This is a genomic window from Desulfamplus magnetovallimortis, from assembly GCF_900170035.1.
GTDB classification, from domain to species: Bacteria; Desulfobacterota; Desulfobacteria; order Desulfobacterales; family Desulfobacteraceae; genus Desulfamplus; species Desulfamplus magnetovallimortis.
The window spans coordinates 255438-269225 of the sequence record NZ_LT828543.1; the positions used below are offsets into that span (position 1 = coordinate 255438).

Consider the following 13788-nt stretch of genomic DNA (forward strand, 5'->3'; position numbering starts at 1 on the left):
AAGGTGATGGCACTGAAACCGCCGATGCCGGAGAGACAACCGAAGGTGATGGCACTGAAACCGCTGATGCCGGAGAGACAACCGAAGGTGATGATACTGAAACGGCCGATGCCGGAGAGACAACTGAAGGTGATGGCACAGAAACCGCTGATGCCGGAGAGACAACCGAAGGTGACGGCACTGAAACCGCCGATGCCGGAGAGACAACCGAAGGTGAAGGCACTGAAACCGCTGATGCAGGAGAGACAACCGAAGGTGATGGCACTGAAACCGCTGATGCCGGAGAGACAACCGAAGGTGATGGCACCGAGATAGTTGATGAATATGAAGACGAAATTATTGATGAGCAGACAGAAACAACAATAGCCGATGTAGATGATCCAGGAGACTTCACTGATGACGCAACAGGATTAACAGAGGACAATACCTTTGAAGATATTGATCCTGAAGCAGACTTTCAGGCAGATGTGGCAACCGCATCATCTCCTGACGTTGTTTCCGGCAACCCTTTTCCGGAAAGCGGGCAATCCGGAGATCAATCAGAACCCTTTTCTTCAACTACAGTTGCCTGGGAACCACATTCTGAATCATCCTCTTCACCCACAACAATCAATGATACCTTTTCTCAGGGAGGTCAGGAAACAGGTTACTCCTCAACAAGCACACTGTCAGAGCCTGTGACAAGTTCATTCAGCCCCTGGCAAAGTTCAGACCCCTTTGCAGCACCTGACCCATTTGCATCTGCAACACCTACAGCGACCTATGAGCCCTATCAGGCTGAACCTGTATCTACTCCTGAACCAAGAACAGAAACAAGGCCAACAACTACAACTGTTGTAAAAAGAGAGGAACCGGAAGAGAGTGAACCAGAGCCGGAACCCCTACCAGATCCAGAACCGGAACCGGAGCCAGCGCCGGAACCCGAGCCAGAGCCAGAGCCAGAGCCGGAACCAGAACCGGAACCGGAGCCAGAGCCGGAACCCGAACCTGAGCCAGAACCTGAGCCAGAACCAGAACCAGAGCCGGAACCAGAACCGGAACCTGAGCCGGAACCAGAACCTGAACCCGAGCCAGAGCCAGAGCCAGAGCCGGAACCCGAACCAGAACCGGAACCCGAACCAGAGCCAGAACCCGAACCAGAACCTGAGCCTGAGCCCGAACCGGAGCCAGAGCCAGAGCCAGAGCCGGAACCTGAGCCAGAACCAGAACCCGAGCCAGAGCCGGAACCAGAACCTGAGCCAGAACCAGAGCCAGAGCCAGAGCCCGAACCGGAACCAGAGCCAGAGCCAGAACCTGAGCCCGAACCTGAGCCTGAGCCGGAACCCGAACCCGAACCTGAACCCGAACCTGAACCTGAACCTGAGCCAGAACCAGAACCAGAGCCGGAGCCGGAGCCAGAACCAGAGCCAGAGCCAGAACCAGAGCCAGAACCAGAGCCTGAGCCCGAACCGGAGCCCGAACCGGAGCCCGAACCGGAGCCAGAACCGGAGCCAGAACCCGAGCCGGAAAATCATCAACCATCAGTAAGCAATGTGGCTATAAGCCTGAATGAAAAAGATGATCAGGCCACTGGTGATTTTAGCGTAAATGATTTGGATGCTTCGGATTTTCATACATTTACAATTGTGTCGCAGCCGTCAAGGGGAAGTGTAACCAATAACGGAAACGGTTCATTCACATTTGATCCTGGAAATGATTTTCAGTCCCTTGCTGAAGGTGAAACCCAGAGTGTTTCATTTACATATACAGCCACAGACAGCTCCAGCGAACCAAATGACAGAAGTGAGGCGGCAACTGTAACCATTACTGTCACTGGCCAGAATGATCAACCTGTTGTCTCTAATGTCTCTGTGGACAAAAACATTGACAATGATCCTGATACAGTTGAATCAAGCGTAAATGGGACATTTCAGGTAACTGATCCTGATACATCAGATTCTCACATCTTTGAAATTGTTTCACAACCATCATCAGGAACGGTTGTAAATAACAACAATGGAACATTCACTTTTGATCCAGGAGCCGACTTTGATGATCTTGAATCAGGTGAATCCAGAATAGTCACCTTCAATTACACCGCAATAGATAGTTCCGGTAGCGCCAATGACACAAGTGATGCTGCAACGGTAACCATTACAGTGACAAATGACGGCACATCAACACCAAACCACAAGCCCGTTGTTCAGAATATCTCCTTGAGTTTGGGAGAAGATGACACTGCCGGTAAAAGCGGAACATTCAAAGTAACAGATGAGGACAGCAGTGATACCCATACATTTTCCATTGCTTCACAACCGGAAAAAGGAACTGTAACGACTGGAAGCGGTGGAGCTTTTACATTCAAACCCGGAACAGCCTTTCAAAGTCTTGGAAATGGTGAAACTGAAACTGTCACATTCCAATATACTGCAACCGATGATTCTGAAGAGGAGAATGACACAAGCGATCCTGGAACAGTTACAGTCACTGTTACAGGTGCAAACGATGCTCCGGTTGTCAAAACTCCGATTTCAAGTCAGACCACAGGAGAAGCCGAAGCTGTGACCCTTGATGTTGCAAAATCATTTTCCGATCCTGATACCTCGGATGCAGGGAAACTAACATTTTCTGCAACAGGGCTTCCTCCGGGACTTGCAATTGCATCACTTACAGGAATTATCACAGGTAGTGTTGAAAGCGGAGCATCCCTTGGGGGTATGGGTGGAAAAGGAATATATTCTGTTGTTGTTACAGCAAAGGATCCAGCGGGAAAAACAGTCTCTTCAACATTTATATGGACAATTGACAATGATGCCCCTGTTGCCACGGATAACACCGCAGAAGTTACCGAGGACACGGCAACCACAGCCTCCGGTAATCTTATAAATGATGATGACGGGTTTGGCGTGGATTCTGATACCGGCGGAGGCGTTCTGACAATTTCACAGATTGACGGCATTACATCGGATTCTGCGGATGTAAGTGGTACATACGGAACCCTTGGCTGGTCAGTTGACGGTGCATACACATATACGCTGGACAACACCTCCGCCACTGTGAATGAACTTGCTGAAGGAGATACTGTTACAGAAACATTTACATATACTCTGGCTGATGAAAACGGTGCAACCGATACAGCAACACTTACTGTTACAATAACAGGTTCGAATGATGCCCCTGAGGTCATAACACCCATTACTGACCAGACAGACGGTGATACAGATGATGTGAACTTCAATGTAGCGGTCTCATTTAATGATCCTGACAATGGCGATACAGAAAATCTTACATTTGCAGCATCAGGGCTTCCTGCCGGTCTATCCATAACTTCAAGCACTGGAATAATTTCCGGAACCATTGATGGTGCTGCTTCACTTGGTGGGCCCAATGGAGATGGTATCTATAATGTCACCATAACCGTAACCGATACCAATGGTGCAACGGTGCAAGATAACTTCACATGGAGCATTGACAACATGGCTCCAACTGCCACAAACAATACAGCTCAGGTCACAGAAGACACAGCAACAACCGATTCCGGTAATCTTATCACTGATGATGACGGGTTTGGCGTGGATTCTGATGTCAGTGGCGGCACACTCTTCATTACAAATATTAATGGTACAACATCGGATGCCACGGATATCAACGGGACATATGGCACCCTCAACTGGAGTAGTGATGGTTCATATACATATACATTGGACGTCACCAGACCCGCTGTGCAGGCTCTTGCTGAGAGCGAAACAGTCACAGAACTCTTTACCTATACTCTTGGAGATGAAAACGGCGGAACCGATACTGCACAGCTCATCATTACAATTACAGGTACTAATGATGCTCCTGTGGCATCTGGAAGTTATGTGCATACTATCGGGGACACATCTGTAACTGATAGTTTTAACACCCAGAGTGATAATCTAATGGCAACAGATGTGGATGACACAACTCTTACATGGACTGTAAATGGAGGAAGCACCGCAAATGGTTCATACGGCAGCCTCAACCTAAATGCAAACGGTTCATATACCTATACACCAAACAACGCTGTCATAAACGCACTTCAGGCTGGACAAAATCCATCAGACACCTTCACGGCAACTGTTACTGACTCCCAGGGAGCAACTGATACCCGCACAATTACTGTCAATCTTACAGGGGCAAATGATAATCCTGTTTCAACAGGAACTTACAGCCATAATATAATTGACACATCAGCCTCGGACTCTTTCACCGATATTACGGGGTTGCTTGCGGCAACCGATGTGGATGATACAACCATGACCTGGACGGTCAACGGAGGCACTTCTGCCGCAGGTTCCTATGGAACCCTAACTGTCAATAGTAATGGCAGCTATACCTATACCCCGGATAATGCTGCCATTAATGCTGTTACAACAAACCAGACAGACACATTTACTGTTACAGTCACAGATGCACATGGTGGAACTGCCACAAACACTATCGACATAAATATTACTGGTGCAAACGACACTCCATATTTTGCTTCAGTAGGTTCTGGCTCTGCCTTGAGCTTCAATAAAACGAATGGCATTGTTGATATTGGAGATGTGAACGAACTTGACAATATTAGTCAGTACACTGTTGAGGCATGGGTGAATTTCAACTCTTTTTCTACATACGCAACTGTTCTTGGAAAACGAACAGGAGATGGTGATCGCACCCTAATACTTCAATCTACGGGAACAAACGGCCAGATAGCTGTGGCTGTTAATGGCGGATATGGTTACAGCACCACGACATTAAATACAGACCAATGGTACCACATTGCAATTGTTTATGACGGTTCACAAGGTGTTAATACAGACCGCCTCAAATTATATATTGATGGCCTTTATGATCCTTTTACCTCCCTTGGTAGTGTTCCGGCGACAACTCCGGACTCAAGTTCACGTCTTGTTCTGGGTGCTGAATACAATGGCACAACCACACCCACCAGCGGTGTAGTTCCATTTGATGGTAAACTTGATGATGTTGCCGTATGGGACACAGCCCTTGCCCAGGGGATAATAGCTTCCCACATGGTCACTCCGCCTTCAGGAAGCGAAGGCAACCTGATCGGATATTGGACATTTACTGAGCAAAGCGGCACTACTGTCAGTGATTCAGGAGCTGCTGCTCCAAATATACCAGGTTCCATTATCAATGAGGGTTCTGGAGTAGTTTGGACAACTGACGGGGCAGTCTCTTCTGGATCAGGAATAACTATTGACGAAGATCAAACTGTGGATGACTCTTTTCCAGCGACAGATGTGGATGATGTCTGGTTAATGCACGAATTAACGAACGATGTGGCAGAAGGTGACCTTAGCTTTAACCCGGACGGAAGCTTCACATTTGATCCTGCTGGCGATTTTGAGGATTTGGCCCAGGGAGAAAGCCGTGATGTCACCTTCAGCTATACTGCCACGGATGATGGTGGTGCTGTAAGCGCTCCCGCAACTATCACTATAACGGTTAATGGGGTAAACGATGTTCCTGTTGCCGAAGATGATATAAATGCAACTAATGACAACTCCATGCTTACACTAAATGCCGCCGGTGGGGTACTTGCTAATGATAGTGATGTTGATGATCCTGGGGGGGAATTCAATCCAGGTATTTCCCATACTGTGTCTGCCATAGAAGGAAGTACCGGTGTTGTGGCTGCAGGGGTAGCGGTAACAGGAAGCAATGGCGGTACATTTACCATAGCAAGCGATGGAAGCTACACGTTTGATCCAGGCAGTGATTTTGATGACCTTCCTGATGCAGCTTCCAGAACCACCAGTGTAACCTACACCATTCAAGATTCAAGCGGTGGAACAAATACCGCTACTCTTTCCATTACAGTTACCGGAGCTACACCTGTTTTAATTGACCTTGACGGAGATGGTGTTGAGGTAATGGGAGTAGATACTTCATCTGCTGAATTTGACATGGACAATGATGGAATACCTGATCAAACAGCATGGATTGGACCTGATGACGGTTTTCTTGCTATTGATATAGATGGAGATGGAAAAATCACCCAAAGATCAGAAATAGTCTTTACCGACCATGCTCCGGAAGCAGATACTGACATGGAAGCCCTGCAACTTGCTTTTGACAGTGATGGAGATCATATTTTGACTTCCCAAGATGCAAGATGGAGCGAATTTGGCATCTGGCAGGATGCTGATTCTGATGGCCAAACAGATGAAGGAGAGTTTCATTCCCTTGATGAACTTAAAATAAGTGCCATTGCTCTTGAAACAGAAGAAGTCAGTATTGAAGAGAGCAAACCGGAGCCAGGTGTTCTGATTCATGGCAAAAGCGTTGTAACATTTGAAGATGGCTCAACCACAACAGCGGTTGATGCATCATTGAGCTATATTCCAGGTGAAGATTCAGGTGAAAACCATGCTTTAAGCAATGATGAAAATGTAAATTATGACATCAAGAGTTCTTCAGATATCAATCTTGAAGATGGATGGCTCAGTGCCGCAACAATGAACTCTTCGGAAGTATCTACAACAAAAGACTCAGCAATTTCCCCTTTGCAAGAAGATATAGAGGCAACGCAGTATGAAGAGGTAACCACACATAAAGTGTTGTTTTCGGCTGAACATGCAGAAGAGATATTTAGATATACAGTTGAATCAAATCCTGAAGAAAATTATAAAGCAATGCTTAAAAATTCTGGAGACACTTCCAGTGAAGATGTTTTGGGAAGTGATACCTGGGATAACATCAACGATGGCTGGCACTCCCATGAATCTCCAAGTGATCTTTCTGTTGTTGACGATGCAGCAGATCATGTGTTCAGCACATCAGAAGAACCTTTTCAAATCGATGATCCGGTAGATGCTCTGGATGATGATGGAGGTGCATTGTGCTTTGGTGAAGATTATTTTAATTTTCATCAATAGTGCTGATCTCGTTAAAAGTCGAAAATGCCAAAGCCACTATCAATATTTTGAGTTTGACAATGCTAAATAATAGATCTGGTTGATATAAAATGTGCCGTTATTTTCAACCCATTCCTTAATTCTACTTTGTTAGCTTTAAAAAAGCTCTCAAAACTTTGGGTTCAGTATCAATTATGAATCTTAATAGTCTTTGAGAGCAAATATTAAGACAATCTACAGTTTCTCAACCTGTTTCTCAAAAAAAGACGGGGCTGCTTTATCCACAAGCCCCGTCTTTTCCGAACGCATAGTTTCAACTATCAAATATTAAGTCACGTTATTCTTTAGATGTTCAACACCCGCATCCGCAACTTCCTTTTGAATCAGAACCACAATCGTGTTTATCAGGCCCGCAATCGTGGGAATGAGAGCCACATCCGCAACCGTGGGCCTGGGGTGGCTCTAAGCCTGTTTCCCTGATGGTAATATCAAATGTCAGGGTTTCACCTGCCAGGAAATGATTTAGATCCATTTTTACGGATTCTTCACCGATTTCAGCAACTGTTGCCGGAACCGGTCGCCCTTCAGGATCCTGAAGCTGCAACATCATACCCAATGCTAATGGAATATCTTCGGGAATATGCTGCCTTGCAAGTTCCACAAAAGCATCTTCGTTTCTCACTCCATAGCCCTCTTCCGGTGGAATATTAACTGTCTTTGATTCCCCTTTTTTCATTCCAATCACTGCTGAATCAAATCCTCTTATCAGCATCCCCGATCCCACGGTAAATGTCAAAGGAGCCTTGCCTTCAGATGAATCAAAGACTTTTCCATTTTCAAGCTTGCCTGTGTAGTCAACGGAAATGGTATCCCCTGCATTAATTACGTCAGTCATATTAAAAACCCTTTCAGAACCTATATATGCAGCCGGTTCTGATATCCGGCCGAATCCCCTTGTAAAAACGGCTTGAGGAAAATTCTGCCGGTCATTAAAAAAAAAGCCCGATTCCGGCGGGCTGAAAAAGACCAATTTTTAATATAAGAATAATTTTCGGATTGTCCAACACGTAATTTTTAATGAATTGTCAGCATGACAACAAAACATGTTCTAAAATACTTTCTGGATGATATGAAGGATGCCATAATATCTTACAATTATTGGTAGTGTCCCAAACCTGTGGATAACTCTCTGCCAATGTTTATCGGGAGAGAGGTGCCCTTATCAGATCAACGGCTTTGGAACACCACCTAAATATATTTACTGTTCAAACAAAAAAACAAATCATCTAATATCTAATATATGCAATAATAACAAAAACATAAAACAAATATTAGATTAAAATAGTTGACTTTTTACATAGAACACTATATTGTTTGAATGTTTCCGGCAAACTTCTCTTTAAAAAGTGCTATTGAAACCTGAAAAATATAAGGGGCTACATTGAATACAGAACGAACAGAACAGCGCTGCAGAGAACTTCTCGTATCTCTTCGGAAAATCATACAGGCCATTGATATTCATTCGAGAGATTTGAATAAAAGCTTTGGGCTGACAGGTCCGCAACTTGTTGTATTACAGGAAATTTCTAATCATGGGCAGATTTCAATTACCCCGCTCTCCAAATGTACCAGTTTAAGCCAGGCAACTGTCACAGATATCACAAAGAGACTGGAAGCAAAAGGATATATTTCACGAAAACAGAGAAAAGATGACAAAAGGGCTGTTAGTCTTTTTCTGACAGAAGCAGGAGAAGAGATATTAAATGAGATGCCTCCGCCCTTGCAGGCAACATTCACCAAACGATTTTCCAAAATTGAAAATTGGGAACAGATGATGATCTTAAGTGCATTTGAAAGAGTTGTCGCCCTTATGGCTGCCGATGAGCTTGACGCCTCCCCTATTCTGCTGACAGGGCCTATTCAAAAAACCTTAAAATAACAATAATATTAGGCATCCTTCATATGAACCAACAGTACTTTACACATTTTTGTGAGAGATTCCCACCACTCAGCGCTTTCTCTCAGGAAAGTGTAAACTGGGAAATGAAGCATGCCTAATATTATCATAAAAACAATAAAAGTCAGGAAACATCTTGATATGAATGAATCTTATCTAAAGGAGAAATTGCTTTCCCTGCTCCAGATTCCAAGCCCTTCAGGTTACACGGATCAAATCGTACACCATGTATGCAGAGAGCTTGAGTCCCTTGATATTTCCTATAACGTTACCCGAAGAGGAGCGATCAGGGCAACTATTCCAGGAAAGAGCAGCACCCTTGATCGGGCAGTTTGTGTCCATCTGGACACCCTTGGTGCCATGATATCCAGGCTTAAATCCAATGGAAGGCTGGCAATAATGCCCATCGGCACCTGGTCAAGCAGGTTTGCAGAAGGTGCTCGGGTAACCATTTTCACACAGGAAAAAAAATACCGTGGTACCATCCTTCCTCTAAAAGCATCAGGTCATGTTTATAACGATGAAATAGACACACAACCGGTGTCATGGAAGCAGGTCGAAGTAAGGGTGGATGCCCATTGTTATAACAAATCTGATCTGGAACGGTGCGGCTTTGAAATAGGGGATTATATTGCAATTGATCCCTGCCCGGAAATTGACGTCACCGGCTACATCAATTCCCGTCATCTGGATAACAAGGCAGGTGCTGCAGTTCTTCTTTGTGTTGCCAGAAAAATTATTGAAACCAACATAAAACCACCGGTGGACTGCCATCTGCTTTTTACCATAAACGAAGAGCTGGGTACCGGAGCAAATGCTGTATTGTATAATGATATTACAGAAATGGTGGTTATAGACAGTGCCATGACCGCGCCAAATCAGAACTCCACAGAACAGGATACAACTCTTGTAATGATGGATCAGGCAGGGCCCTTTGATTATCATCTGAACAAAAAACTGGCAAAGCTTTGTAAAGAGAACAACATCGGCTTCAAAAAGGATATCTTTGAATTTTACCGTTCAGACTCAGCCTCTGCCATAGAGGCAGGCAGTGATATCCGCACAGCCCTTGTTGGCTTTGGAGTTGATGCCTCCCACGGATATGAGCGAACCCATATATCCTCATTGGTAAACACAGGCAAACTAATATTAACTTATATTGAAAGTGAACCAACATTTAAAAGGGATGAAAAACAGATGGGCACCATAAAAGGATTCCCCCATCAGCCCACCAGGGCACCAATAAATATTGAAACCTGATAACTTGTAGGTAACAAAACTAAGAATAAAAAAAAGGTGTAAAAATGTGCGGTATATGCGGAGAAATTTTCATTGATAATCACCCGGTTTCCCTTGAATCTGTAAAAAAAATGAAACAGGTCATGGAAAAAAGAGGGCCTGACAGTGACGGTCTCCATAAAGAAGATTCAATTGTATTTGGGCACAGGCGGCTGAAAATTATTGATCTTAGCGAAAAATCCAGCCAACCCATGATAGACAGAGAACTTGGCCTATCCATTGTTTTCAATGGTGCCATCTATAACTACCCTGAACTGCGAAAAGTTCTTCAGGAAAAGGGATATAATTTTACATCCACTGGAGATACGGAAGTTATTTTAAAAGCCTACCATGCCTGGGGAGAGTCATGCGTTAAAAAATTCAACGGCATGTTCGCCTTTGCCATCTACAACAATAAAGATAAATCTGTATTCCTGGCACGGGACAGGCTCGGCATAAAGCCCCTTTACCATGCCAGGACACCAAATTCCATCCTGTTTGCTTCCTCTTTGCCAGCCATTGTGGCAACTGATAAAGTTGATTCTGAGATTTCTCCTGAAGCACTTCACTACTACCTGACCTTTCATGCCGTGGTACCTGCCCCCAAAACCCTTATAAAAGGTATCGAAAAACTACCACCGGCAACCTGCATGAAAATCGACAAAGATGGTGGCATAAAAGAGAGCCGCTACTGGCAACTCTCATTTCACAGGGATGCTGAAGAGAAAAAATATAGCTTTGATGACTGGAAAGAGCAGGTAGTTGAAGGCTTTAAACAAGCGGTAAGACGTCGCCTTGTGGCTGACGTTCCTGTGGGAGTGCTCCTTTCCGGTGGGCTGGACTCAAGCCTTGTGGTGGGGCTTTTGGCTCAATCTGGTCAAAAAAATCTGAAAACCTTCTCAATAGGCTTTGAGAGCGTGGGAGGCGAAAAGGGTGATGAGTTTCAATATTCGGATATTGTTGCCGATTATTTTGCCACAGATCACAATAAAATTGAAGTGGATGCAAGACAGGTTCTGCCCAATATGGAAGCGTGTGTAAAAGCAATGAGTGAACCCATGGTCAGCCATGACTGCATTGGTTTCTATCTTTTGAGTCGGGAAGTGGCAAAACATGTTAAAGTTGTGCAGAGCGGGCAGGGAGCCGATGAGATTTTTGCCGGCTATCACTGGTATCCTCCCATGATGGAAAGCCACAATCCTGTAGAAGATTACAGAAAGGTTTTTGGTGACAGAAGCCACGAAGAGTTTCTAAATATCGTTTCTGAAGCCTACAGAGGAGATGATTATAGCACCACCTTTATTTCAAACCATTTTGCTCTCCCAGGTGCAAAATCAGCCATTGATAAAACCCTTAGAATGGACTCAACCATTATGTTGGTGGACGATCCTGTGAAACGTGTTGATAACATGACCATGGCCTGGAGTCTTGAGGCCAGGGTTCCTTTTCTGGATCATGAATTTGTGGAGCTGTCGGCAAAAATACCATCACACCATAAAGTGAGCCATGGCGGAAAACATATCCTCAAAGAGGCGGCAAGAAGAGTTATCCCCAATGAAGTCATTGATCGCCCAAAGGGCTATTTTCCTGTGCCGGCATTGAAATATCTACAGGGAGAATACCTTGATTTTGTAAAGGAGATTGTTTCGTCACAAGAAGCCAGAAAAAGGGGAATTATAAAGAAAAGCTACATTGACAGGCTCCTGGATGCCCCACAGGAACACATAACACCTTTGAAAGGTTCCAAGCTGTGGCAAATTGCTTTACTTGAATACTGGCTGCAACTGAACAGCCTGTAAAGGAGGCTCCCATGAAAAATGCCCGCTCCAAATACAGAATGGAAAAAAACTATGGTCAATCTCTTAGAAACTGGGAACGTATAGACACACCTGAGACACGCTGCATGAAGTCCAATGCATGGGTTGAGATGGGGTGGGGACGCCTGGTGTTTGCCCATACCTTTGACTCCAACCAAAAAATCGTGGAAGCAATGTGTTCACAGGGGTATGACACCAGAGACATTGCCCTTTATATCATTGACCCCCATGTGGTTATGGCTCTTGCACCGGATAAGCTCTTTCTTGATCCATCCCATACATTCAGAATGTGGTCACATGATTACAGACCAAGTAAAAACGTTTCAGATCTCTTTTCCATCCGTCGCCTCTCCACCATCAATGAAGCAGAAGAGACCAACCGCATCTATAGTACCTGCCACATGAAGGGAGCTGATCCTGATTTTATCCTGGATAACCGCGCTGAAAAAAAGAGAACTTATCTTGTGGCGAAAACCAACTCTGATAATAAAATCGTTGGAACGGTAACAGGTGTAGATCATGTCAGGGCCTTTGATGATCCCGAAAACGGCGCAAGTCTGTGGTCACTTGCTGTTGATCCCCAGACAGATATTCCAGGTATAGGAATTTCTCTTGTTCGTCATCTTCTGGAGCACTATTTTACAAAAGGACGGGCATTTGTGGATATCTCAGTTATGCATGATAACCGGAACGCAATCAAGCTCTATGAAAAACTTGGATTTCAAAGAATTCCGGCCTTTTGTATTAAACGAAAAAATCCCATTAATGAACATCTCTTTGTTCCGCAATCAGAATCAAATCTGAATCCTTACGCAAGAATTATTGTGGATGAAGCCAGAAAAAGAGGTATATCCACTGATATTCTGGACGAAGAGACAGCTCTTTTTAACCTTACACTGGGGTGTAAGTCCATTACATGCAGAGAATCTCTTTCTGAAATGACCACAGCAGTTGCCATGACCAAATGCGATAATAAACGCCTGACCCATGATATTGTAAAAAAAGCCGGAATCAGCCTTCCACGCCAGTGCCTTCATACCAACCATGAAGCTGATCTTGAATTCATGCAAAAAGTAAAACGCGTTGTGGTAAAACCGGTAAGAGGGGAGCAGGGAGAGGGGATAAGTGTCGATATTTCCGAGGAAAATGAGTTAAAAAAGGCGATCAAGGAGGCTTTAAAAATTTGTTCTGAAGTTGCCCTTGAGGAGTATATTGAAGGGGATGATCTTCGTATCATTGTAATTAACCAGGAGGTGGTTGCAGCAGCAGTAAGAAGGCCTCCTGCAATTACAGGAACAGGAGAACACACCATTGAAACACTCATCCAAAAATATAACCGAAGAAGAATGGCAGCCACACATGGAGAGAGTCAAATTCCAATGGACAGTGAGACATTGCGATGCATCAAAACTAAAGGGTATGAATACTGTGACATTCTCCCCAACGGTGAAGTTCTGGTGGTAAGAAAAACCGCTAACCTTCACACCGGAGGAACCATTCACGATGTCACCGGCAGATTGTCGGAACATCTTAGACATGTTGCAGTCAAGGCAGCAGACGCACTTGATATTCCGGTAACAGGACTTGATTTGATAGTAAAGGATGTGGAAGGGCATGAATATGTATTTATTGAGGCCAATGAACGCCCCGGCCTTGCCAACCATGAACCCCAGCCCACGGCTGAAAAGTTCATTGATTTTCTTTTTCCTGAAACCGCTTTATCCAGAGATATGACAATTAATAAAGATTAGTTACTTAGGAATTGATTTTTAATAAATTTTCCGTTGTGACTGGTAGGGGCACGACAAAGAGAGACCTTACAAGAAAGTTATTTATCTGGAAATATATATCGGAGGAGATTTAAGAT

At 44.5% G+C, this 13788-nt stretch carries 6 protein-coding genes; 5 read left to right on the forward strand and 1 reads right to left on the reverse strand.

The window, feature by feature from the left end:
• Positions 1-6890 (forward strand): VCBS domain-containing protein (locus tag MTBBW1_RS27470; RefSeq protein ID WP_139786721.1); only part of this gene is annotated, 6890 nt, incomplete at its 5' end.
• Positions 6891-7221: 331 nt separating this feature from the next.
• On the opposite strand, the gene MTBBW1_RS09690 is transcribed toward MTBBW1_RS27470, so the two are convergent.
• Positions 7222-7764 (reverse strand): FKBP-type peptidyl-prolyl cis-trans isomerase, encoded by a 543-nt coding sequence (locus MTBBW1_RS09690; protein WP_080802849.1) that lies wholly within the window; start codon positions 7762-7764, stop codon positions 7222-7224.
• Between the two features lie 546 nt (positions 7765-8310).
• On the opposite strand from MTBBW1_RS09690, the gene MTBBW1_RS09695 reads away from it, so the two are divergent.
• The 4 genes from MTBBW1_RS09695 to ngg all read left to right on the forward strand — a co-directional run bounded on the left by MTBBW1_RS09695 (position 8311) and on the right by ngg (position 13672).
• Positions 8311-8808: a MarR family winged helix-turn-helix transcriptional regulator gene (locus tag MTBBW1_RS09695; RefSeq protein WP_080802596.1), complete on the forward strand. Its 498-nt coding sequence runs from the start codon at positions 8311-8313 to the stop codon at positions 8806-8808.
• Positions 8809-8919: 111 nt separating this feature from the next.
• The gene (locus MTBBW1_RS09700) at positions 8920-10086 is read left to right on the forward strand and encodes an osmoprotectant NAGGN system M42 family peptidase (protein ID WP_186441191.1); all 1167 of its coding nucleotides are present in this window, start codon (positions 8920-8922) and stop codon (positions 10084-10086) included.
• Positions 10087-10130: 44 nt separating this feature from the next.
• Positions 10131-11903 carry an N-acetylglutaminylglutamine amidotransferase gene (locus MTBBW1_RS09705; RefSeq protein WP_080802599.1) on the forward strand — a complete coding sequence of 591 codons (1773 nt, stop codon included), beginning with the start codon at positions 10131-10133 and terminating at the stop codon, positions 11901-11903.
• An 11-nt stretch (positions 11904-11914) separates the two neighbouring features.
• The gene (gene ngg, locus MTBBW1_RS09710) at positions 11915-13672 is read left to right on the forward strand and encodes an N-acetylglutaminylglutamine synthetase (RefSeq protein ID WP_080802609.1); all 1758 of its coding nucleotides are present in this window, start codon (positions 11915-11917) and stop codon (positions 13670-13672) included.
• Positions 13673-13788: the final 116 nt, after the last annotated feature.

Coding starts and splice junctions, on each gene's coding strand:
- MTBBW1_RS09700 (WP_186441191.1), top strand. CDS start 8,920: ATGCCTAATATTATCATAAAAACAATAAAAGTCAGGAAACATCTTGAT.
- MTBBW1_RS09705 (WP_080802599.1), top strand. CDS start 10,131: ATGTGCGGTATATGCGGAGAAATTTTCATTGATAATCACCCGGTTTCC.
- MTBBW1_RS09690 (WP_080802849.1), bottom strand. CDS start 7,764: ATGACTGACGTAATTAATGCAGGGGATACCATTTCCGTTGACTACACA.
- ngg (WP_080802609.1), top strand. CDS start 11,915: ATGAAAAATGCCCGCTCCAAATACAGAATGGAAAAAAACTATGGTCAA.